We start from the raw sequence: 22947 nt of genomic DNA on the forward strand, positions 1-22947 counted from the left end.
AAATGGCTCTTCCGCCTCATGCAGAAGAGCCATCAAGTTTATTGCGCTTCTTTAGCGTGAATCAATTGCGTCAGGAGTGTGTTAACCGGTACGGCAATATTGTTCTGAGCGCCGATTCGCGCAATCGCACCATTTAAATAGTCGATTTCAGTCAGTCGGCCTTTATGTAAATCCTGATGCATAGAAGGATAGTGGTGGCCGCTCTCACGCGGATCGAACACTTTCTTCACCGTATTCATCACCATTTGCTCAGTCAACGGAATATTCTGGCTGGCAGCAACCAATACAAACTCATCAACTACCGCTTGCGCTAAATCTAAAGCACCAGGCCGCTGACCAAATCCGCCGACATTACAATCCAGTAGCGCGCAATAGGTGTTCATTACGCTATTAAAGGCTGCTTTCTTCCAGATCGATAATAATACGTCAGGGCTTATTTCAGCATTCAATCCAGCGCTATTAAGGGTGGCAATGACCTTAGTCTCTTGAGCCGAATCCTGGCTGGCAATCGGCTGCAGTTCAATCGTTCCGGTACCGGTGGCCATAATATGCCCAGCCCCCTCCAGTTCGCTGGACCATAACGTCACACCCGCATAGATTTTCTGCCGATCGACATATTTCTCCAGGGTTTCGATATTTCCCAGGCCGTTAGATAAAATCATCACCACTTTCGCGGCTGGCAGTAATGGCTTGATACGCTGTAACATGCTATCCAGCTGCATGGCTTTGGTAAACAGAATAACCAGCTCAAACTCCCCCTGGGATTCATCAGCCAACATAGCAGGGATGGGGTAATACTTCTGAGTCGTTTCCGTTTCGACAAACAACCCCTTGCTACGAATAGCGTCAACATGCTCCTGCCAGCTATCGATAAGCGTCACGTCGTGCCCGGCCTCCAGCAGCATATAGCCAAAACGACATCCCATAGCGCCTGCACCTGCGATTGCAATTTTCATTTTTATTTCCTTATTATCTGATTAATAAATTTTGGCTAAAACCGTTGCGACATATTTTTTCGTTATCAGGGTCAACACGACTCCAATAAGCAATAGCACCGTGGTCAAAATAAATACCGTATTGTAGCTTCCGGTATATTTTGCAATAGCGGACGTGACGTAAGGAGCAATAACCGCACCGACGGCAAAACCAAAATACATAAAGCCGTAGTTTAGTCCCTGGTTACGCATACCAAAATTCTGGCTGGTCAAGCCAGGGAAGATAACTAATATACCGGCATAAGCAAAGCCCACGCCCAGAGCGCTGAAATAGAATACCGAAGTATTGCCGTTGAAGAACAACAATAGCAGCATACAGACGCAGGTAAAAAGATAAACGATAACCAGAGTATTGTAGACGCCTAATTTATCGGTTAACCCTCCCCAGAACAGGCGACCAATTGAGTTAAATATCGATACCAGGCTAACGACTAATGCACCGGACAGTAAACCGTACTGCGTCATACCAATTTGCGCAGAGCTTGAGCTAATTACCATCCCAGAGAACACGCCCAGCGCCAGAATCATAAACAGCAGCCAGAAGCGCAGATCTTTCAGCATGTGCCGATAGTCTTTATCCATTGGCGATGCTTTAATTCCTCCGCTATCTTTTGCTGGCGCGCTACGAATAAAGAACTGGACGATAAAAATAACCACCAGATAAACAATGCCCAGATATAACAACGCCCGACTAACATCGTGAGTTTGCGCCATAAAATATTCGGCCAGGCGGGTGCAAAGTAGCGTCCCGACGCCAACACCCGCCAGTACGATACCGCTGGCAAGACCGCGACGGTCAGGGAAAAATTTCAGAATATTATTCAGATTACCCGTAAAAGCCAGGCCCGATCCCAACCCGGCAATGACGCCGTAGGTTAAAAACAGCATGGGCAAATTATCCACAAACCCGGACAAGATAAAACCTAAAGAAAACAGGATACCGCCGATAACTATCGCCTGCTTTCCTTTACCATTGTCGATCATTCTCCCGCCCCAAATCATCGGTAAAGGAATGATCCCCATGTTGATAGAGAATGCTAACGCCAGCGTAGCCGGATCCCAGTGATATTGCGCCATGAGTGGTGTTTTGAAATAGCTAAATGCGTAGACGCCCCCGAGCACAAAATTGATGCACACGTGAGCGGCAAGCATTCCCCAGCGGTTGATTGATGCCGACATAATTTTCCCTTTTTAAAATGCACTGATCACAGTTTAAAAAAAGCAAAATAGGCAAACAATTTGGTATTTTTTATAATCGTTATAACAAAACCCAATCGATTGGCATTAAATTTTAATGAATATCAAACAACTACATTCCTTCCTGATATTGTGTGATGAATTACATTATAGTCGGGCAGCCAGTCGCCTGTTTATCACTCAGCCATCATTAAGTCAGCAAATCAAACAACTTGAGTCATCACTTAAAACAATATTATTTAAGCGAAAAGGTAGAGGAATTAAATTAACAAAAGCAGGCATTATTTTGCAACGACATGCTAACAAAATAATGCTGGATTTAAAAAATGCCGAAAATGAACTTCTTCCCTACCAGGATCAACAGCGCGATACTATTTCAATCGGGGTGTCAGGCAGCTACCTGGTCCTGCCCGCTTTTCGCAACTTTATGGCACACCATCCGGAAATATCTTTAAATGTTAAAGAGTTCTCAACTGAGCAAACCATTAAAAAGCTGACGGATAGCGCCGTTGATATTGGCATTGTTTATCGAACAGCGCTCCCTGCCCAGCTAAGCTCGACCATGCTGTTTGAAGATGAAATTATCGCTGCAATCCCACTTTCTCATCCTCTGGCGACACGCGAACGTCTGCAGCTAAAAGATTTAAACGACCAGCCCATTATCGTGCTTAATGACTCTCTGCTATTAAGAGGGATCATCACCACTGAATTTAATAACCGCAAAGTCGTTCCTAACGTCATCTGCGAACTGGATAACCACTACTCATGCCTTGAGTATGCCGAAGCGCAGATTGGCATCGCATTTATTACCCGCTCGCTAACCCATTTATCGACACCCAAAAATGTTCGCCTGGTTTCACTGGGCATCCCCGCATTCTTTATTCCTGTCATGCTGGTGCACAGTAATGACCTTTCACTGGATAACGCAACCATCTGCCTGCTCAAGCAGATCAAAAATTTTTACACTGTAGATAACAAATCAGCGCCAGAAAAGAGCTGGCCCGAGCAGAAAATAGGCGTATAATGCCCGCCCGATTTGTGTTGTTTCTGAGAATTTCCTGATGGCGCTGTTAATCACCAAAAAATGTATCAATTGCGATATGTGCGAGCCGGAGTGCCCGAATGAGGCGATTTCAATGGGCGACAGCATTTATGAGATTAACAGCGACAAATGCACCGAGTGTGTAGGCCATTACGAAACGCCGACCTGTCAGAAAGTCTGCCCAATCCCCAATACGATTTTGCAGGATCCCGCCCATGTCGAAAGCGAAGAACAGTTGTGGGATAAGTTTGTTCTGATGCATCACGCAGATAAACTGTAAGCGGGTTAACGCACTTCCAACGCAACAATGCCTGATGGCGCTATGCTTATCAGGCCGACAATATATCGGCCTGTAGGTCAGATAACGTGTTTACGCCGTCATCTGGCAAATCTAGCTTTCCAGAATGACCGTAGCGCAGGCGTAATGGCGTTCATCGGCCAACGTGACATGCATGTGCGCCACACCGAGTTTTTCCGCCAGCGTTAACGCCTCGCCCCACAGCCGCAAACGTGGTTTTCCCAGCTCATCGTTAAACACTTCGAACTGATTAAACGCCAGACCGTTGCGGATGCCGGTGCCAAAAGCTTTCGCTGCCGCCTCTTTGACCGCAAAACGCTTGGCGAGAAAACGCACCGGCTGCTGATGCGTCTCCCAGATAGCCCACTCGTTGTCACTGAGCACACGCCTTGCCAGACGTTCGCCGGAACGGGAGATCACTGCCTCAATGCGGGCAATCTCTACAATATCCGTTCCCAGGCCGAGAATCGCCATTAGCCGCGCGCTTCCAGCATCAAACGTTTCATTTCAGCCACCGCCTCTTTCAGGCCCGTCATCACCGCCCGACCAATAATGGCATGACCGATATTGAGCTCGTGCATTTCCGGCAGCGCGGCAATAGCTTTGACGTTATGGTAGGTCAGGCCATGACCCGCATTTACTTTTAGCCCCAGACGGGCCGCCAGGGTCGCGGCGCTGGCAATACGCGCCAGCTCTTTTGCCTGTTCCGCATCGGTTTCTGCGTTGGCGTAGCAGCCGGTATGGATTTCGATAAACGGCGCGCCGACTTCCGCCGCCGCGTTGATTTGCGTTTCATCGGCATCGATAAAGAGCGAAACCTGGATGCCAGCCGCCGCCAGGCGCGCACAGGCATCACGCATTTTATCGCGCTGTCCGGCCACATCCAGGCCGCCTTCGGTGGTGACTTCCTGGCGTTTTTCCGGCACCAGACAACAGAAATGCGGCCTGGTTTCTACGGCGATCGCCAGCATCTCTTCGGTCACCGCCATCTCCAGATTCATACGCGTATGCAGCGTCTGACGCAGAATGCGCACATCGCGATCGGTAATGTGGCGACGATCTTCGCGCAGGTGTACGGTAATGCCGTCCGCGCCTGCCTGTTCAGCAATAAACGCCGCCTGTACCGGATCCGGATAGTCGGTGCCGCGCGCATTACGTAACGTGGCAATGTGGTCAATATTGACGCCTAACAGTAATTCAGCCATGACAATCCTCGTTAATCTTTCTTCGTTTTTACTGTGCGTTTGGGCATAAATTGCCGGAACAGCTCCCGGCTTTTTAACGGTTTTCCCCCAAGATACGGCTTTAATGCCATACGGGTAAAGCGTTTAGCGGCACGCAGGGTATCTACATCCGGAAATTCCCGCGCCTCCAGCGCTTTCAGGTGCCGTCCGGTAAAGGTGTTGTTATCGATGACGACGCTGGCGAAAAAGCCTTTTTCTTCGCGGTAACGGTAGGTCATGGTGTCATCCACCCGTTCGCCGCTGCCTGCACAGTGGGTGAAATTGACGCCATACCCCAGATGACCCAGCAACGCCAGTTCGAAACGTCGCAACGCCGGTTCAGGCGAGCCGGTGGTTCCCGCCAGCGCCTGAATACAGTTCAGATAATCAAAAAAGAGTTCGGAGAAGCGCGTTTCATATTCCAGTACGCGAGAGAGGAGTTCGTTGATATACAGGCCGCTATAGAGCGTAATACCGCTTAACGGCAGCGCCAGAGAAACTGCCTCGGCGCTGCGCAGGGTTTTCACCTCGCCGCGTCCGCTGTAGCGTAGCAATAACGGCGTAAAAGGCTGTAACGCGCCTTTCAGATTGGAACGTTTAGATCGCGCGCCTTTGGCGACAAGGCGCACGCGCCCCGATTCTTCCGTGAAGACGTCCAGCATCAGGCTGGTTTCGCTCCAGGGGCGACTGTGCAGGACAAATGCGCGCTGCCACCCTTCCACGCTGTGTTAACTCACAGATCGTCTACGTAACCGAGACTGCGCAGAGCGCGTTCGTCATCGGCCCAGCCGGATTTCACTTTCACCCACAGTTCCAGGTGTACCGGCGCTTCGAACATCTCCTGCATGTCTTTACGCGCTTCAATACCAATGGTTTTGATTTTGGCGCCTTTGTTGCCAATCACCATCTTCTTCTGCCCTTCGCGCTCGACGAGGATCAGCCCGTTGATATCATAGCCGCCGCGTTCGTTGGTAACAAAACGTTCAATCTCAACGGTAACGGAATACGGCAGCTCGGCGCCGAGAAAACGCATCAGCTTTTCACGAATGATTTCAGACGCCATAAAGCGCTGAGAGCGATCGGTGATGTAATCTTCCGGGAAGTGGTGAATCGCTTCCGGTAAATGTTTACGCACGATACCGGCAATGGTATCGACGTTCATACCCGTTTCAGCAGAGATGGGTACGATATCAAGAAAGTTCATCTGGCTTGCCAGGAACTGGAGGTGCGGCAGCAAATCGGCTTTTTCTTGCACGTTATCCACCTTGTTAACGGCGAGAATAACCGGCGCTTTGCCATCGCGCAGTTTGTTCAGGACCATTTCGTCGTCCGGCGTCCAACGGGTGCCTTCCACAACGAAAATCACCAGCTCAACGTCGCCAATCGAACTGCTCGCCGCCTTATTCATCAAACGGTTAATGGCGCGCTTTTCTTCCATATGCAGACCCGGGGTATCTACATAGATTGCCTGATACGGGCCTTCGGTATGAATACCGACAATGCGGTGGCGCGTGGTCTGCGCTTTACGGGAAGTGATCGAAATCTTCTGCCCAAGCAGTTTGTTCAGCAAGGTGGATTTGCCAACGTTCGGACGCCCGACGATGGCAATAAATCCGCAGTAAGTTTTGTCAGTGCTCATTCCAACTCCAGTTTTTTCAGCGCCTGTTCGGCGGCAGCCTGCTCCGCCTTACGACGGCTGGAACCCGTGCCAACCACCGGTTCGCTCAGGCCGCTGACCTGGCAGTGGATAGTAAATTCCTGATCGTGCGCCTCGCCGCGTACCTGCACAACCAGGTAAGATGGCAGCGGCAGATGGCGGCCCTGCAAATACTCCTGCAAGCGCGTTTTAGGATCTTTTTGTTTATCGCCCGGACTTATCTCATCCAGACGGGTTTTATACCAGTTAAGGATTAACTGCTCGACGGTCTGGATATTGCTATCGAGAAATACTCCGCCGATTAACGCTTCCACGGTGTCCGCCAGAATGGACTCCCGACGGAATCCGCCGCTTTTTAATTCGCCCGGCCCTAAACGCAGGCACTCGCCTAAATCAAACTCACGGGCTAATTCCGCCAGCGTATTACCACGTACCAACGTGGCGCGCATACGGCTCATATCTCCCTCATCCACCCGTGGAAAACGGTGATAAAGCGCGTTAGCGATAACGAAGCTCAGGATTGAATCGCCTAAAAACTCCAGGCGTTCGTTATGTTTACTGCTGGCGCTGCGGTGAGTTAATGCCTGCTGCAACAGCTCCTGATGATTAAAAGTGTAGCCCAGCTTCCGTTGAAGCCGATTAATTACGATGGGGTTCATGCGATACCAATAAATGAATGCGTCAACAATCCAGCACACGAAACAGACCTGATACACGTCATCTGTCCTGCCGCATCGCTGCAGCGGAAAGAAGGTTGTCTATAACCAACGCTGTTTCGTGTGCCGTGGCGACCAAACGGCGCCAACCTAAAACTTCGGGGGAATATTCTATACACAACGACAGGGGATGTCGTTAGTCTGAGGGAATTTATCCAGGAAATAATTCACGCTGCCGCTAAAAAGACGGCAGCGTGAACGATCATTTCGTCACAGTTAGTGAATACCGCCGATACGACTCAGGCGTACGCCTGTCGGCCACTCCCCTTCCTGCTTGTCAAAGCTCATCCAGATAGCGACCGCTTTACCGACCAGATTCGCTTCCGGAACAAATCCCCAGTAACGGCTATCCGCGCTGTTATCGCGGTTGTCGCCCATCATGAAATATTGTCCCGGTGGTACAACCCAGGTCGCCAGCGGTTGTCCTGGCTGTTGGTAATACATGCCCAACTGATCCTGGGCTATCGGCACCATCAGGATGCGGTGGGTTACATCGCCTAACGTCTCTTTACGTTCGGTCAGGCGAATGCCGTTTTCTTTTGTCTCGTTTAGCGGAACCTCAAAGAAACCGCTGGTCGCTTCTCCGCCGTTACGGCGGGCAAAGGTCTGTACAAAATCGCTCGGCTCAACGTTAGAGTAGGTAACCGGCAGCGCATTTTCGCACGCCTGACCGGAGCTACAGCCAGGCTGAATCGTCACCTCTTTTGCAACCGGATCATAAGTGATTTTATCGCCCGGCAAACCGACGGCGCGTTTGATGTAATCTAACTTAGGATCTTCCGGATATTTAAATACCACAATATCCCCGCGCTTTGGATGACCGGTTTCAATCAGGGTTTTCTGGTAGATCGGATCTTTAATGCCGTAGGCAAACTTTTCCACCAGAATAAAATCGCCGATAAGCAGTGTCGGCATCATTGAGCCTGACGGGATCTGAAAGGGTTCATAAAGAAATGAACGAACGATCAGAACGATCGCCAGAACCGGGAAAACCGACGCCCCGGTCTCCAGCCAGCCCGGCTTAGGCGCCACTTTATTGAGCGTAGCGTTATCCAGCGCATCTCCCGACGCCGTTTGCGCGGCAGCCTGGCGCGCCCGACGTTTTGGCGCGAAAACAAACTTATCAACGCACCATAAAATGCCCGTCACCAGTGTGGCTATCACCAGAATCAGGGCAAACATGTTCGCCATGCCAACTCCTTAGGGATTATTTATTGTCTTTACCGACATGCAGAATGGCGAGGAACGCCTCCTGAGGCAGCTCGACGTTACCGATCTGCTTCATGCGTTTCTTACCTTCTTTCTGTTTCTGCAGCAGTTTTTTCTTACGACTGATATCACCGCCGTAGCACTTCGCCAGCACGTTTTTACGTAACTGTTTTACCGTCGAACGGGCAATAATATGCGTACCAATCGCCGCCTGAATCGCGATATCAAACTGCTGGCGTGGGATCAAATCTTTCATCTTCTCCACCAGCTCGCGACCACGGCTTTGCGAGTTATCGCGGTGCGTGATCAGCGCCAGCGCATCGACACGCTCGTTGTTGATTAACACATCAACACGCACCATATCGGAAGCCTGGAAGCGCTTGAAGTTATAATCCAGAGACGCATAGCCGCGCGACGTCGATTTCAGACGGTCAAAGAAGTCGAGCACCACTTCCGCCATCGGGATTTCATAGGTCAACGCGACCTGGTTACCGTGATACACCATGTTAGTTTGTACGCCGCGTTTCTCAATACACAGCGTAATAACGTTACCTAAATAGGCTTGTGGTAACAGCATATGACATTCGGCGATAGGCTCGCGCAGTTCATAAATGTTATTCAACGGCGGCAGCTTGGAGGGGCTATCAACATAGATAGTCTCTTTCGCCGTTGTTTCTACTTCATAAACCACGGTCGGCGCAGTGGTGATCAGATCCAGATCGTATTCGCGTTCCAGACGCTCCTGAATGATCTCCATGTGCAACAGGCCGAGGAAGCCGCAGCGGAAACCAAAGCCCAGCGCCGAGGAGCTTTCCGGTTCATAAAACAGTGAGGCGTCGTTCAGGCTTAGCTTGCCGAGCGCATCGCGGAAACTTTCATAATCGTCGGAGCTGACCGGGAACAGACCTGCATAGACCTGCGGTTTCACCTTCTTAAAGCCCGGCAACGCTTTTTCCGCTGGGTTACGCGCTGAGGTTAAGGTATCGCCAACCGGCGCGCCGAGGATATCTTTAATGGCGCAGACCAGCCAGCCTACTTCGCCGCACTTCAGCTCGGTACGATCAACCTGTTTCGGCGTGAAGATCCCCAGGCGGTCAGCGTTGTAGGTCTGCCCGGTGCTCATCACTTTAATTTTGTCGCCTTTACGCATGGTGCCGTTTTTAATACGCACCAGCGATACCACGCCCAGGTAGTTATCGAACCAGGAGTCAATAATCAGCGCCTGCAGCGGGCCGTCCGGATCGCCTTGCGGCGGCGGGATATCGCGCACCAGGCGTTCCAGAACATCCGTCACGCCGACACCCGTTTTGGCGGAGCAGCGTACCGCGTCCGTCGCATCGATACCGACAATGTCTTCGATTTCTTCCGCCACACGCTCCGGATCGGCGGCCGGCAGGTCAATCTTGTTAAGCACCGGCACCACTTCAAGATCCATTTCCATCGCGGTGTAGCAGTTCGCCAACGTTTGCGCTTCTACGCCCTGGCCGGCATCCACCACCAGCAGCGCGCCCTCGCAGGCGGCTAACGAACGGGAAACTTCATAGGAAAAGTCAACGTGTCCCGGCGTGTCGATAAAGTTCAGTTGATAAGTTTCACCATCAGACGCTTTAAAATCCAGCGTCACACTCTGGGCTTTAATAGTAATACCGCGCTCACGCTCAAGATCCATCGAATCAAGTACCTGAGCTTCCATTTCACGGTCAGACAGGCCACCGCAGATTTGGATAATACGGTCAGACAGCGTCGATTTACCGTGGTCAATGTGAGCAATGATCGAAAAGTTACGTATGTTCTTCATAGAGATAAATATTATGCCTTACGCCTGGTTGACCAGACTTTAGAGGTCGCTGTTCTGAGCTTAACGTCTGTTTTAACTGAAACGCCGCATTCTACACTACAACGCTAAGGCGAGGAAATGTTCATAGTGTAAGGAGAACGGGAACTGGAAAACGCCTCGCTTTTTTCCTGTAAAACACCGCAACGCAGGAAAAGCGCATGCTTATCGGGACAACAACCCAACGCGGCAGGTGTACCGTTGGGCAAAACGTTTACTGGCGCGTTTCGATTGAGGTAGTTTCGACGCGAACAAGGTCCGGCGGGAGGGCAACGTTTAAAATCACCGGCTGCCAGGCGTCGCGCTCCGCCAGTTTTCGGGAATAGCCGCGGGCCACCAGAAAACCGCCCACGCCGCCCAACACGGCCCCGCTTAATGCGGCAAGGTCAGATCCAAACAGCATCTGAAAAAGCGCCGCACAAAGAAATAGCCCCGCTAAAGGCGACATATAGACCAGCAACGCCGAACCTAAAAGGCTTTTTTCGGCGATGCCCAACTCGACTTTCTGCCCCGGCGCCAGCGGCTCCGCGCTTGGCACAACAATGGTATGCGTGGTTTGCGGCCCTAATTTATTCAGCACGCGACTGCCGCATCCCGCACGGGAGGCGCAGCTGCTGCATGACGCTTTAACGTCGCAGCTCACCACCGCCTGACCATTCTGCCAGGAGACAACGGTTGCCCACTCTTTAATCATTGTACTGCCCTGAATTTGATACTGTCGGCAATGCGCTTCGCCGTTTGCGGCGGAAGCTCGCCGACAATGGTGATTTCCGCGTTGTCGCGAACGCTGCTATAAACCGTTCGGCGCCCGGTGCGCAGCATCTGATCGCTGCTGTTTTGCGTCGCCCGGTTCACATTGACGGAAAAGCTAAACAGACCGTCAGAATAAAGCCGCGATTCGATAGGCAGGTTATCCATCGTCGGCAACGGACGACGGCTGCTGGAAACTTCGCTAAAGCCTTGCGGCACCCAGGATGGACTCCAGTTAAATTTCGTTTTTTCGCCACCGGGAACAGAAAGCAGCGGCGGCAGATTCGCCTTCGCCAGCGCCTGCATGTTGCTGCCGATATCCTGACTCACCGTGAACGCAATAACGCGGAACTGCTCCAGCGTCTCGCCATCGCGATCCAGAAGATCAACGCGCATCGGTAGTTTGGTGTCCATGTCCATCCAGACGATATAGCTGTAACGCGTACCATCGCGCGCCACAACGCGGATAACTTCGCACAATCGGTCTGCGATACGGGTGCGTCCGACAGAAATAAAGTCGTAGTAAGGCGCCAGGCGCTTGAAGTCGGTGTAAATCAGGGAAGGCAGAGAATCGACAATATAATCACCGTTCAGGGTGAACGGCTCAAGGCCCGGTTCAAAATAACTGATTTCATTACCACGCTGTACGACCTCCCGGCGGGGACCGTCCAACTGTAGCAATTGCGCAAGCGGGCGACTATCCAGGCGTGCGTGTCGATAACGTAGAGATTCAACGCCTTGTTTCGTGATGCTGACGAATGACAGCTCGTAATTCAGTGACTGACTGGCGATGTTCATCTGCTGCAATAACGCCCCGGACGCAGGGTCGGCCGAGGCGTTTGCTGAGAAGAACAGGCTAGCCGCCACAAGGGACATGGCAAACCAAAGTTGCTTCATTACTGCGATTGCGTTCCTAAAGTTTGGATTCCTGGCACCTGTACCGCGGCTTGCTGGGTTTGCGCCTGCTCAAACTGAAGCTGTTCGGAGTGCAGTCGGCGCTGCAGTTCATAGTCCTGCAACATGGCATTAATGCGACGACGCTGCTCCTGTACCTGCTGTTGCTGACTGCCGACAGGCGCTGCTTCAGAAGGCACTCCCAGACTTACCGGGCTGGCTTTCCCCATCATAGGCAGGGTATTGAAAACCGGCGTTTCAGGTTGTTGGGATGTTTCAGATTGCCCATTATAGTGCTGGACACCGACGATAACTGCAAGTGAAACGCACGCCGCCACGCCCATTTGGGTAAGCTGCGCCGCCCACGGACGCACTTTTTTCCAGAACGGCATTTTCTGCCATTGCTGCGGAGCGGGTTGGGCCTCAGGGATTAATGGCGACACCTGACGTACTGGCTCGTTTTCAATAGCGGCCATCACGCGAGCGGATATATCGAAATGGAGAACGTCAGGCGTATCCCCCCGCATTGAATCGCGGATCAGGTGATAACTCTCCCAGGTTTTCTGCATTTCCGGGTCGTGCGTAAGCGCTTTGAGCAGCTCACTATCCAACGTTTCGCCATCCATCAAAGCGGAAAGTTTTTCTTTCTGCATGCCTAATACCTTTTCCAGTATCCCGCTATCGTCAACGCCTGATAAGCGGTTGAACTTTATTATCAATAGCTTCCCGCGCCCGGAAGATACGTGAACGCACCGTTCCCACCGGACAATCCATGATAGCCGCTATCTCTTCATAGCTCAGGCCATCCAGCTCCCGTAAGGTGATTGCCATACGTAAATCTTCCGGGAGGGACTCAATAGTTCGGAAAACTATCTGTCTCAGTTCTTCTGACAACATTAAGTTCTCAGGGTTCGAAATTTCTTTCAGCGCGCCGCCGCTTTCAAAGTTTTCTGCTTCAATCGCGTCTACATCACTGGAAGGCGGACGACGCCCCTGCGCAACCAGGTAGTTCTTCGCGGTATTGACCGCAATGCGATACAACCAGGTATAAAAAGCGCTATCCCCCCGGAAAGAATCCAGCGCGCGATAGGCCTTAATAAATGATTCCTGTACGACATCGGGAACGTCGCCCGATGGCACATAGCGGGAAACCAGACTCGCCACTTTATGCTGGTAGCGCACTACCAGTAAGTTAAAGGCTTTCTGATCTCCCTTCTGGACCCGTTCAACCAGGACCTGGTCCGTTAACTGCTCGCTCATCCGAGGTAATGTCTCCCCAAACCAAATTTCCACGCGCTTTCGAAACGCCACTCCATAAGCCGCACTATGAGCAAGCAACAGGTTAGAGTGTCTATGTTTCGTAAAGTTCCGTTACGCATTTGTTTTTGTTTGTCATGTTGTAGACAGGTCTTATCTTCCATTATAAGTCTACAGATGCTGAACAACGCACTATCTGTACAGAAATGCCCATTTCGTCGTTTGCAGAGTAACCTAACAGCATCTTTATTTCACTACAAAATCCGACGCTAACACCCTGCCCTATAAAATATTTTTTGCCGTTTATCTCTCGCCGTATTTTTATTTTATGTTTAATAAGCACAACACCAGCGAAATCATCACGTGCTTTTTAGCGCCATATAGTGCTAATCTGCCGCAACCGTGTTTAGTAAATTAAACAAAAACCATGATGACAACTCCTGAACTGTCCTGTGATGTGTTAATTATCGGCAGCGGCGCGGCCGGACTCTCGCTGGCGCTGCGTCTGGCTGAAAAACATAAGGTTATCGTCCTGAGTAAAGGGCCGGTGAGCGAGGGCTCCACGTTTTATGCGCAGGGCGGTATTGCCGCCGTGTTTGATGAAACCGACAGTATTGCGTCGCATGTCGAAGATACGCTGATTGCCGGCGCCGGAATTTGCGATCGCCACGCGGTGGAGTTTGTCGCCAGCAACGCTCGTACCTGCGTGCAGTGGCTTATCGATCAGGGCGTGCTGTTTGATACGCATGTCCAGCCAAACGGCAAGGAGAGCTATCATCTCACGCGTGAAGGCGGCCATAGCCATCGCCGTATCCTTCATGCCGCTGACGCTACCGGAAAGGAAGTCGAAACCACGTTGGTCAGTCGGGCGCAAAATCATCCTAATATTCAGGTGCTGGAACGCAGCAACGCCGTTGATTTAATTATCTCCGATAAAATGGGTCTGCCGGGGCCTCGCCGGGTCGTCGGCGCCTGGATCTGGAATCGCAATAAAGAGTGGGTTGAAACCTGTCATGCGAAGTCGGTGGTGCTGGCGACCGGCGGCGCCTCAAAGGTTTATCAATACACCACTAACCCGGATATTTCCTCCGGCGACGGTATCGCGATGGCCTGGCGCGCAGGCTGTCGGGTCGCTAATCTGGAATTTAACCAGTTTCATCCCACCGCCCTTTATCACCCGCAGGCGCGTAATTTTCTCCTTACCGAAGCGCTGCGCGGCGAAGGCGCATACCTTAAACGTCCGGACGGTTCACGGTTTATGCCGGACGTTGACGAACGCGGCGAACTGGCGCCGCGCGATATTGTCGCCCGCGCTATTGATCATGAGATGAAACGACTCGGCGCAGACTGTATGTTTCTCGATATCAGCCACAAGCCTGACGATTTTGTCCGCCAGCACTTCCCGATGATCTATGCGAAACTGCTCGATTTGGGGATGGATTTAACCAAAGAACCGATTCCCGTTGTTCCTGCCGCGCACTATACCTGCGGCGGCGTGGTCGTCGATGATTATGGTCGTACCGATGTAGACGGCTTATATGCCATTGGCGAAGTCAGTTACACCGGTCTGCACGGCGCTAACCGTATGGCGTCCAACTCGTTGCTGGAATGCTTAGTGTACGGCTGGTCCGCAGCAATGGATATCGACAGGCGAATGCCTTCTGTCCACAGCGTTGACGCCCTTCCCGCCTGGGATGAAAGTCGCGTGGAGAACGCCGATGAGCGGGTGGTGATTCAGCATAACTGGCATGAACTGCGCCTGCTGATGTGGGACTATGTGGGCATTGTGCGCACGACGAAACGGCTGGAGCGCGCCCTACGGCGTATTACTATGTTGCAACAAGAGATTGACGAATATTACGCCAACTTTCGCGTCTCGAATAATTTACTGGAGCTGCGCAATCTGGTGCAAGTGGCCGAACTGATTGTGCGTTGCGCGATGATGCGTAAAGAGAGCCGGGGGCTGCACTTTACGCTGGATTATCCGCAACAACTGGCTGAATCAGGCCCATCGATCCTTTCGCCGTTAACGCCTCACATAAACAGATAAAATGCCTGGGTCAGCGCCGTATAACTTTCAGAATAATGCTGGTCTGACCCGCGAATTACTAATCTGTCGCTAAAGCACTCTCCGGCTTGCGGGGAGAATGCGAGCAAAACCCGGTGCGGCAAGCGCGCTTCGTTTTCCGCAACGTCAGTACGTAATCGCAAATGCCATCCCATGTTGAGCGCTTGCTGTGTAAAAGCGTTACCTATTTGTTCCGGCAAGACTACGCAAAAAAAGCCGTCTTCGGTAATACAATCCGCCGCAATAGCCAATAACGTCTGGTGATCCAGCGTAGCGGTGTAACGCGCCTGCTCCCGCTGCGGCGTGGCGCATTCCACACCGGGTTCGTAATAAGGCGGGTTGCTGATAATAAGATCAAAGCGTACCGTCTGGCGAGGCGCCCAACGCTGAATATCGTCAGTATGCACCGTTATTCGATGCGGCCAGGGAGAGTGAGCAACGTTTTCCTGCGCTTGCATGGCAGCCCCGGCATCCAGTTCCACGGCGTCAATAGGCACATTGTCATCCGTCCGCTGCGCCAGCATTAACGCCAGTAGACCGCTTCCAGTACCGATATCCAGAATTCGCTTTACATCCGCGACCGGTGCCCACGCCCCGAGTAAAATACCGTCAGTTCCCACTTTCATCGCACACCGATCGTGCGCGACAAAAAACTGTTTAAACGTAAATCCGTTACGACGAAGAACGGAGCCAGACTGAGACATGTAAAAACAACCTTGCAAAAAACGGCGACAGCGCCGGGTGAAAACAATACCTGAGAAGGGATATCCATACAAACAGATGAAGATTGTGGCCGTAACGTCTATAATCAGCGCCCCACACAGAGGTAGAACATGACTGTAACGACTTTTTCCGAACTTGAACTCGACGAAAGCCTGCTGGATGCCCTCCAGGATAAAGGTTTCACTCGCCCGACCGCCATTCAGGCTGCCGCCATTCCGCCTGCGCTCGATGGCCGTGATGTACTCGGTTCTGCGCCGACAGGCACCGGTAAAACGGCGGCATATCTGCTGCCGGCGTTGCAGCACCTGCTCGACTTTCCGCGTAAAAAATCGGGGCCGCCGCGTATTCTAATCCTGACGCCAACCCGCGAACTGGCAATGCAGGTTGCCGATCACGCTCGTGAACTGGCTAAGCATACTCATCTGGATATCGCCACGATTACCGGCGGCGTGGCCTATATGAACCATGCTGAAGTGTTTAGCGAAAACCAGGATATCGTGGTCGCCACGACGGGCCGTCTGCTGCAATATATAAAAGAAGAGAATTTTGACTGCCGGGCGGTTGAAACACTGATCCTTGACGAAGCTGACCGGATGCTCGACATGGGCTTCGCTCAGGACATTGAACATATCGCTGGTGAGACCCGCTGGCGTAAACAGACGATGCTGTTCTCCGCCACGCTGGAAGGCGATGCGATTAAAGATTTTGCCGAGCGCCTGCTGGAAGACCCGGTTGAGGTTTCCGCCAATCCGTCAACCCGCGAGCGTAAGAAAATTCACCAGTGGTACTACCGTGCCGACAATTTCGAACATAAAGTTGCGCTGTTGAAGCACCTGCTAAAACAAGACGATGCAACCCGTTCTATCGTGTTTGTACGTAAACGTGAACGCGTCCATGAACTGGCTGAAACGCTGCGTCTGGCAGGGATCAACAATTGCTATCTTGAAGGCGAGATGGCGCAGATCAAACGTAACGAAGGTATTAAGCGTCTCACCGACGGTCGCGTTAACGTGCTGGTCGCGACCGACGTCGCGGCACGCGGGATTGATATTCCTGACGTCAGCCACGTCATTAACTTCGACATGCCGCGCAGTGGCGATACCTATCTGCATCGCATTGGTCGTACAGGCCGTGCTGGCCGCAAAGGCACTGCAATCTCGCTGGTAGAAGCCCACGACCATCTGTTGCTGCTGAAAATCGGTCGCTACATCGAAGAGCCGCTAAAAGCGCGCGTCATTGATGAGCTTCGCCCGACCACGCGTGCGCCCAGCGAAAAGCTGACCGGCAAACCGTCGAAAAAAGTGCTGGCGAAACGCGCCGAGAAGAAAAAAGAGAGAGAAAAAGAGAAGCCGCGCGTGAAGAAACGTCACCGCGATACAAAAAATATCGGTAAGCGCCGCAAGCCAAGCGGTACGAAGATGCAGGAGCAATCCAGCGAAGAGTGATGATAATGCCGGGTTCGTTAACCCGGCATTTTTTTATCTTCCACGGTAAAACACGCCTCCATACACTGCATAAATATCTGCATTGCCGGGCTGACCGCTTTCCCGGCATGATGGGCGCACAGCGCCATGATCGATAGCGACGGCGCGCCAAACGGCAGCTCTTTCAACTGACCGGTACTAAGTTCTCGTTCAACGGTAAAACGTGGTAAAAAGCTGATGCCCAGGTTAGCAGCCACACACTGTTTAATGCTTTCAATACTCCACAGTTCAATGGTGTTTTCCAGCGTAATCCGCCTCTGCCGTAGCGTACTTTCAAACAGCTGGCGGAAGACACATTGCGGTTCATTGATGATGAAGCTACAGGGAATATGCTGATCTGGCTGCGTAAAATCAGCATCCTGTAGCAGTGGAGAGGCCACCAGCGCCAGCGACTGCTCCTCCAGTTGCTGCATCGTGAGCGCATCATCATTACCTACGCGATAAAAAACGCCCAGATCGACCTCGTCATTCAGCAACGCATCACGTATTACATAGCAATTCAGCGACTGTAGCGACAATCTGACATTCGGCGCTCGCAGCTTAAAACGTTGTAAAACCTGCGGCATTTTGTACGCCAGTAAGGTTTCACCTGTCGCCACGCGCAGCTCTCCGCCGGGTTCCGCATCCTGTCTTGCGGCTTCACGAATCGACTCCATCACACGCGTCAGTTCATGGATATGCGGCATCAGCTTTTTCCCCTCATTGGTCAGGCACATTCGGCGCCCTATTTTCTCGAACAGTTGCAGGGAAAACTCACGTTCAAGCTGTTGAATATGAAAAGTTACCGTCGACTGAGTACAGCACAGCTTTTGCGAAGCCCGCAGAAACGAGCCCTCTTCCACTACCGTTTTCAGCGTAATAAACCGACGCAGATCCATAACCACCAACCTATCGAAAATCTCGAATTCAGAATTAAAAAACATTCATTTTTTTAAATATTTCATATCGGGTACTGTCTGCTAAAACAGAGGAGATGACAAGTGACACCGATGCTTTTAAGCGCTTTCTGGACTTATACATTAATCACCGCCCTTACCCCCGGCCCAAACAATATTCTCGCGCTTAGCGCAGCAACTGCACATGGTTTTCGGCAGAGTATTCGTGTACTGGCAGGTATGAGTCTGGGATTTTTGGTCGTCATGCTGCTGTGCGCCGGGATCGCGTTTTCCCTTGCGGTTATCGATCCGGCAATCATTCATTTACTCAGTTGGGTGGGGGCTGCGTATATCCTGTGGCTGGCGTGGAAAATTGCCACCAGTCCAGCGGCGGATGAAAACGCCAGACCAAAACCGGTTGGCTTTTGGGTAAGCTTTGGCCTGCAGTTTGTGAACGTCAAAATTATTCTGTACGGCATTACCGCTCTGTCTACATTTGTTTTACCGCAAACACAGGCGCTGAATTGGGTCATCGGCGTCAGTATATTGCTGGCATTGATCGGCACGTTCGGTAATGTGTGTTGGGCGCTGGCGGGACATCTGTTTCAGCGGGCGTTTCGCCATTATGGTCGCCAGTTAAATATCATTCTGGCGTTACTGCTGGTGTACTGCGCGGTGCGGATTTTTTACTGACCCAAATAAAATAAAAGCGGAAAAGGCCCGGCCTCTTCCGCTTGTTATTACCGGATAAGCCTTACAGGCTTTCGGTAAAGGTACGAGCGATAACGTCGCGCTGCTGTTCCGGCGTCAGGGAGTTAAAACGCACCGCATAACCAGAAACACGAATAGTCAGCTGCGGGTATTTTTCCGGATGCTTAACCGCGTCTTCCAGAGTTTCACGACGCAGAACGTTAACGTTCAGATGCTGACCGCCTTCAACGCGTACTTCCGGTTTAACTTCCATCGGAATTTCACGGTATTCAATCTCGCCCAGTTTGCTGACAGCCACAACTTCATCTTCAGCAAAGCCGGATTTTGCAACGATGCAGCGCGCTTCGCCTTTTTCGCTGTCCAGCAGCCAGAAGGAATTCAGCAGGTCGTCGTTAGCGGCTTTAGTAATCTGGATACCTGTAATCATGTGATGCCTCCCCAGGCAAAATTATTTGATTTCGGTCGGCCTAATCCCGGCCAATTGGTAAAACCATTGTTGCTTGAGTGTATATATACCCTTCGATCACCCTTCATTCTTTGATTTAAATCAATAAAAACCACACCATAAAAAGGGTGATGAAGGGAATTTATTGTTTTACATCAACTTACACCATTCAGACCTATAAACTTTTTACATAAATTTTCAACTATCTTTTGTAGGTAACCGTTTTTGTAGCACGCAGGATTTTGCACTGCAGAAAGAAGCAGTTAAGCTAAGGGAACTGGAAATTCGCAGGAGAGCGAGATGGCGACTGAGTTAACCTGGCACGATGTGCTGGCTGATGAGAAACAGCAACCTTACTTTATCAATACGCTTCACACTGTTGCTGGCGAGCGTCAGTCGGGTATCACGGTCTACCCGCCGCAAAAAGATGTGTTTAACGCCTTTCGCTTCACGGAACTGGGCGACGTTAAGGTGGTGATCCTGGGACAAGATCCTTACCACGGCCCCGGCCAGGCACATGGTCTGGCGTTTTCCGTGCGTCCTGGGATCGCTCCCCCGCCGTCATTAGTGAATATGTACAAAGAGCTGGAAGCCTCCATTCCCGGCTTTGTTCGCCCCGCGCACGGTTATCTGGAAAGCTGGGCGCGCCAGGGCGTACTGTTACTGAATACGGTGCTCACGGTACGGGCAGGCCAGGCGCATTCTCATGCCAGCCTGGGGTGGGAAACTTTTACGGATAAAGTGATAAGCCTGATTAACCAACACCGCGAAGGGGTCGTCTTCTTGCTGTGGGGCTCGCACGCCCAGAAGAAAGGCGCGATTATTGATCCACAGCGCCACCATATTCTGAAAGCTCCGCATCCCTCGCCACTCTCTGCGCACCGCGGATTTTTTGGCTGTAACCATTTTGCGCTAACGAACCAATGGCTGGAACAACACGGCGAGAAAACTATCGACTGGACGCCAGTATTACCGGCTGAGAGTGAATAACGTTGGCGACTCGCCGTTTTATCGCCCGGATAACGGCGCGAAAGCGCCTTGTCTGACCGGGCGGTAGGAAGTACATCATTGGCCCGGCGCGCGTTGCGTCACCGGGCTGCAGCCCTTACGCTTTATTCTGTCGCCACCACTCGGCGAGGAGTACGCCTGTCGCAACCGACACATTCAGGCTTTCCACGTTCCCGGTGCCGTTAATTTTCACGCACAGATCGCCGGGTTCGCGCGCCGCTTCCGGCAGGAAGTCATATTCACGGCCTAAGACCAGCACCATCTTTTCCGGCAGGGTCGTACTAAAGAGCGCCTGACCGCGATCGCTGGACGTCGTCACCACGGTGTACCCCGCCTGACGAAAATCATCCAGTACGTCAACAATGCTTTCACCAGTGATCGGCTGGACATGCTCCGCCCCGCCTTCCGCAGTACGAATCGCCGCGCCGGACTCCAGCAACGCCGCATCCTGTACCACCACGCCCTTCACGCCGAAGTGCGCGCAGCTACGCATCATGCCGCCCAGATTATGCGGGTTAGCGACATCTTCCAACGCCAGCACGCAGTCTTGATCCGCCGCCTGCTTTACCCATTGCTTAACGGTCGTACCGTTACGCTTTTTAATCAGGAAACACACGCCACCGTGGTGCTCAGTCCCGGAAGCTTTTGCCAGTTCGGCTTCATCCACCACATGGTAGGCTTTACGATTCGCCGCCATCCAGCGCAGGGCTTCTTTAAAGCGCGGGGTCACGCTTTGGATAAACCATGCGCGAACGATAGCATCCGGGCGGCTCTGAAATAACGCCTGGCAGGCGTTTTCACCGTAGACGCGTGTCTCTTCCGCACGCTGGCGACGCAAAACTTCAGGGTCGATAAAACTTTTACCGCTAATACCACCATGATCGACTTTTTCAGGCGTTTCATCGCCTGGCGCGCGGGACACGGTGCGCCACGGCGAAGTTTCATGTTTACGGTCACGGCTCTGATTATTTCGCTCATCACGGGCGGGGCGACGTCCACCGTCAGTGCGAGACTTTGCTGGGCGGCCTCCCCCTTTCCCGGTACGCGGGTTATGGGTGCGTTTATCAGAGTCATCATCACTACGGACATACATCACTTTGACTTTGCCGCTTTTGTTTTTTAATTCATCGTTCATGCTTTTCTCCACCAGCGCTGCGCGAAGCGCGAAGATTACCCGATGTGCATCCGGTTAGCCATGATTTCGTTTAAAAGCTTGCGACTATTGTACTCATTGAATAAAACACATTGTTGTTTAGCACAGACTCCTCGATAATATGTAACATTATAGAAACATCCCGCGCGTAGCGGGACGTCTTCCGACGTATTCAGAGGTTAGCTATGAACACCGTTTGTACCCATTGTCAGGCCATTAACCGCATCCCCGACGATCGGCTTCAGGACGCGGCAAAATGTGGACGCTGCGGTCATGAGTTGTTTGACGGAGAAGTCATTAATGCGACCGGCGAAACGCTGGACAAACTGTTGAAGGACGATCTTCCAGTGGTGATCGACTTTTGGGCACCCTGGTGCGGCCCTTGCCGTAACTTTGCGCCAATCTTCGAGGATGTCGCAGAAGAGCGCAGCGGTAAAGTCCGTTTCGTCAAAGTAAATACCGAGGCGGAACGGGAACTCAGCGCCCGTTTCGGTATTCGCAGCATCCCGACGATTATGATTTTTAAACATGGACAGGTGGTCGATATGCTTAATGGCGCAGTGCCTAAAGCGCCTTTCGACAGCTGGCTGAACGAAGCGCTGTAAACGCCACGGGGCGCATCTTGTGCCCCGTTTTCACCTCTGCCACAATAGCGTTTTTCTCCGCAAACGCTTTCTATGACCAATAACGCTGTCCTTCAGTTACGCGCCGAACGGCTTGCGCGCGCTACACGCCCTTTTCTTGCCAGAGGAAATCGGGTTCGCCGCTGTCAACGCTGCCTGCTGCCGCTAAAATCTTGCCTGTGTGATACGTTAACGCCTTCTCAGGCGAAAAGCCGTTTTTGTCTGGTCATGTTTGACACTGAACCGATGAAACCCAGCAATACCGGCCGGCTGATAGCCGATATTTTGCCGGATACCGCGGCGTTTCAGTGGTCGCGTACCGAGCCGCCGCAGGCGTTGCTGGAGCTGGTACAGCATCCGGATTATCAACCGATAGTGGTCTTTCCTGCGTCCTACGCCGGCGAAGCGCGCGAGGTCATTTCCACCCCGCCCGCCGGGAAACCGCCGCTGTTTATTATGCTGGACGGCACCTGGCCCGAAGCACGTAAAATGTTTCGTAAAAGCCCTTATCTGGATCATCTGCCGATCATTTCCGTCGATTTATCGCGTCTTTCAGCTTATCGTCTGCGTGAAATCCATGCCGAAGGGCAATATTGTACCGCCGAAGTCGCCATAGCGTTGTTAGATCTGGCGGGAGATACCGAGGCGGCAACCAGTTTAGGTGAACATTTTACCCGTTTTAAAACGCGCTATCTGGCAGGAAAAACGCAACATTCGGGAAACGTCACAGCATAAAATAGCGAAAGCGTTTAAAATTATCCGGTCACTTCTGTGTAAGGGAAACC

26 protein-coding genes are annotated in these 22947 nt (G+C 52.0%); 8 read left to right on the forward strand and 18 right to left on the reverse strand.

All coding sequences use genetic code 11. The annotated features are described in order from the left end of the window. Positions 1 to 38: 38 nt before the first annotated feature. Both J4614_RS18355 and J4614_RS18360 read right to left on the reverse strand, forming a co-directional pair. Entirely contained in the window at positions 39 to 956 is a 918-nt protein-coding gene (locus J4614_RS18355; protein ID WP_058331988.1) for an oxidoreductase, read from the reverse strand. Positions 957 to 977: 21 nt separating this feature from the next. Continuing rightward, positions 978 to 2174: an OFA family MFS transporter gene (locus J4614_RS18360; RefSeq protein ID WP_208293277.1), complete on the reverse strand. Its 1197-nt coding sequence runs from the start codon at positions 2172 to 2174 to the stop codon at positions 978 to 980. A 115-nt stretch (positions 2175 to 2289) separates the two neighbouring features. Between J4614_RS18360 and J4614_RS18365 the strand changes: the two genes are divergently transcribed. Together J4614_RS18365 and J4614_RS18370 are read left to right on the forward strand one after the other, a co-directional pair. Further along, the gene (locus tag J4614_RS18365; RefSeq protein ID WP_001022476.1) at positions 2290 to 3216 is read left to right on the forward strand and encodes a LysR family transcriptional regulator; all 927 of its coding nucleotides are present in this window, start codon (positions 2290 to 2292) and stop codon (positions 3214 to 3216) included. Between the two features lie 37 nt (positions 3217 to 3253). Beyond that, positions 3254 to 3514 carry a YfhL family 4Fe-4S dicluster ferredoxin gene (locus J4614_RS18370; RefSeq protein WP_001196290.1) on the forward strand — a complete coding sequence of 87 codons (261 nt, stop codon included), beginning with the start codon at positions 3254 to 3256 and terminating at the stop codon, positions 3512 to 3514. Positions 3515 to 3625: 111 nt separating this feature from the next. On the opposite strand, the gene acpS is transcribed toward J4614_RS18370, so the two are convergent. The 12 genes from acpS to rseD all read right to left on the reverse strand — a co-directional run bounded on the left by acpS (position 3626) and on the right by rseD (position 13236). Further along, positions 3626 to 4006, reverse strand: coding sequence for a holo-ACP synthase (gene acpS, locus J4614_RS18375; protein WP_000986043.1), 381 nt, complete (start codon positions 4004 to 4006; stop codon positions 3626 to 3628). Then, positions 4006 to 4737: a pyridoxine 5'-phosphate synthase gene (pdxJ, locus tag J4614_RS18380; protein WP_000818972.1), complete on the reverse strand. Its 732-nt coding sequence runs from the start codon at positions 4735 to 4737 to the stop codon at positions 4006 to 4008. The genes acpS and pdxJ overlap by 1 nt, the downstream gene beginning before the upstream one ends. Positions 4738 to 4748: 11 nt before the next feature. Continuing rightward, positions 4749 to 5477, reverse strand: coding sequence for a DNA repair protein RecO (recO, locus tag J4614_RS18385; protein ID WP_000399380.1), 729 nt, complete (start codon positions 5475 to 5477; stop codon positions 4749 to 4751). Between the two features lie 11 nt (positions 5478 to 5488). Next, the gene (gene era / locus J4614_RS18390) at positions 5489 to 6394 is read right to left on the reverse strand and encodes a GTPase Era (RefSeq protein WP_000102230.1); all 906 of its coding nucleotides are present in this window, start codon (positions 6392 to 6394) and stop codon (positions 5489 to 5491) included. Then, entirely contained in the window at positions 6391 to 7071 is a 681-nt protein-coding gene (rnc, locus tag J4614_RS18395) for a ribonuclease III (protein ID WP_001068341.1), read from the reverse strand. The genes era and rnc overlap by 4 nt, the downstream gene beginning before the upstream one ends. A gap of 273 nt (positions 7072 to 7344) precedes the next feature. Continuing rightward, complete coding sequence (gene lepB, locus J4614_RS18400; RefSeq protein ID WP_000002559.1) at positions 7345 to 8319, reverse strand: signal peptidase I; 975 nt, start codon at positions 8317 to 8319, stop codon at positions 7345 to 7347. Between the two features lie 16 nt (positions 8320 to 8335). After that, entirely contained in the window at positions 8336 to 10135 is a 1800-nt protein-coding gene (gene lepA / locus J4614_RS18405; RefSeq protein ID WP_000790154.1) for a translation elongation factor 4, read from the reverse strand. Positions 10136 to 10385: 250 nt separating this feature from the next. Then, positions 10386 to 10865: a SoxR-reducing system protein RseC gene (rseC, locus tag J4614_RS18410; RefSeq protein ID WP_000589087.1), complete on the reverse strand. Its 480-nt coding sequence runs from the start codon at positions 10863 to 10865 to the stop codon at positions 10386 to 10388. Continuing rightward, the gene (gene rseB, locus J4614_RS18415; protein WP_000812019.1) at positions 10862 to 11818 is read right to left on the reverse strand and encodes a sigma-E factor regulatory protein RseB; all 957 of its coding nucleotides are present in this window, start codon (positions 11816 to 11818) and stop codon (positions 10862 to 10864) included. The genes rseC and rseB overlap by 4 nt, the downstream gene beginning before the upstream one ends. Then, a complete protein-coding gene (rseA, locus tag J4614_RS18420; protein WP_001168374.1) occupies positions 11818 to 12468 on the reverse strand; it encodes an anti-sigma-E factor RseA in 651 nt (216 codons plus the stop codon). The genes rseB and rseA overlap by 1 nt, the downstream gene beginning before the upstream one ends. Before the next feature lie 31 nt (positions 12469 to 12499). Then, positions 12500 to 13075 (reverse strand): RNA polymerase sigma factor RpoE, encoded by a 576-nt coding sequence (rpoE, locus tag J4614_RS18425; protein ID WP_000003307.1) that lies wholly within the window; start codon positions 13073 to 13075, stop codon positions 12500 to 12502. Then, a complete protein-coding gene (gene rseD, locus J4614_RS18430) occupies positions 13072 to 13236 on the reverse strand; it encodes a rpoE leader peptide RseD (RefSeq protein ID WP_014344135.1) in 165 nt (54 codons plus the stop codon). The genes rpoE and rseD overlap by 4 nt, the downstream gene beginning before the upstream one ends. A gap of 263 nt (positions 13237 to 13499) precedes the next feature. Between rseD and nadB the strand changes: the two genes are divergently transcribed. Beyond that, positions 13500 to 15122, forward strand: a complete 1623-nt coding sequence (gene nadB / locus J4614_RS18435; protein WP_000989186.1) for an L-aspartate oxidase — start codon at positions 13500 to 13502, stop codon at positions 15120 to 15122. Here the strand turns inward: nadB and trmN are convergent. Beyond that, complete coding sequence (gene trmN, locus J4614_RS18440; RefSeq protein ID WP_000083343.1) at positions 15107 to 15844, reverse strand: tRNA(1)(Val) (adenine(37)-N(6))-methyltransferase TrmN; 738 nt, start codon at positions 15842 to 15844, stop codon at positions 15107 to 15109. The genes nadB and trmN overlap by 16 nt on opposite strands. Positions 15845 to 15973: 129 nt before the next feature. Between trmN and srmB the strand changes: the two genes are divergently transcribed. Beyond that, positions 15974 to 17308 (forward strand): ATP-dependent RNA helicase SrmB, encoded by a 1335-nt coding sequence (gene srmB, locus J4614_RS18445; protein WP_208293278.1) that lies wholly within the window; start codon positions 15974 to 15976, stop codon positions 17306 to 17308. Positions 17309 to 17325: 17 nt separating this feature from the next. Here the strand turns inward: srmB and J4614_RS18450 are convergent, their stop codons facing one another. Then, the gene (locus J4614_RS18450; RefSeq protein WP_208293279.1) at positions 17326 to 18225 is read right to left on the reverse strand and encodes a LysR family transcriptional regulator; all 900 of its coding nucleotides are present in this window, start codon (positions 18223 to 18225) and stop codon (positions 17326 to 17328) included. Between the two features lie 102 nt (positions 18226 to 18327). On the opposite strand from J4614_RS18450, the gene eamB reads away from it, so the two are divergent. Next, the gene (gene eamB / locus J4614_RS18455) at positions 18328 to 18915 is read left to right on the forward strand and encodes a cysteine/O-acetylserine transporter (RefSeq protein ID WP_000188414.1); all 588 of its coding nucleotides are present in this window, start codon (positions 18328 to 18330) and stop codon (positions 18913 to 18915) included. 61 nt (positions 18916 to 18976) lie between these two features. On the opposite strand, the gene grcA is transcribed toward eamB, so the two are convergent. Then, entirely contained in the window at positions 18977 to 19360 is a 384-nt protein-coding gene (gene grcA, locus J4614_RS18460; protein WP_000627811.1) for an autonomous glycyl radical cofactor GrcA, read from the reverse strand. Positions 19361 to 19678: 318 nt separating this feature from the next. On the opposite strand from grcA, the gene ung reads away from it, so the two are divergent. Next, positions 19679 to 20368, forward strand: coding sequence for a uracil-DNA glycosylase (gene ung, locus J4614_RS18465; RefSeq protein WP_000179978.1), 690 nt, complete (start codon positions 19679 to 19681; stop codon positions 20366 to 20368). A 115-nt stretch (positions 20369 to 20483) separates the two neighbouring features. Here ung and J4614_RS18470 read toward each other — a convergent pair whose 3' ends face one another. After that, positions 20484 to 21521, reverse strand: coding sequence for a tRNA/rRNA methyltransferase (locus J4614_RS18470; protein WP_000997366.1), 1038 nt, complete (start codon positions 21519 to 21521; stop codon positions 20484 to 20486). A 203-nt stretch (positions 21522 to 21724) separates the two neighbouring features. Here J4614_RS18470 and trxC point away from each other — a divergent pair, with 203 nt between their 5' ends. Next, complete coding sequence (gene trxC, locus J4614_RS18475) at positions 21725 to 22144, forward strand: thioredoxin TrxC (RefSeq protein WP_001098732.1); 420 nt, start codon at positions 21725 to 21727, stop codon at positions 22142 to 22144. A gap of 72 nt (positions 22145 to 22216) precedes the next feature. Then, complete coding sequence (gene tapT / locus J4614_RS18480; protein ID WP_208293280.1) at positions 22217 to 22897, forward strand: tRNA-uridine aminocarboxypropyltransferase; 681 nt, start codon at positions 22217 to 22219, stop codon at positions 22895 to 22897. Positions 22898 to 22947: the final 50 nt, after the last annotated feature.

The sequence above is a fragment of the Salmonella sp. 32031103-2018-00083-FB-01-SM-01 genome, from assembly GCF_017571995.1.
In the GTDB taxonomy this organism is placed as follows: Bacteria; Pseudomonadota; Gammaproteobacteria; order Enterobacterales; family Enterobacteriaceae; genus Salmonella; species Salmonella enterica.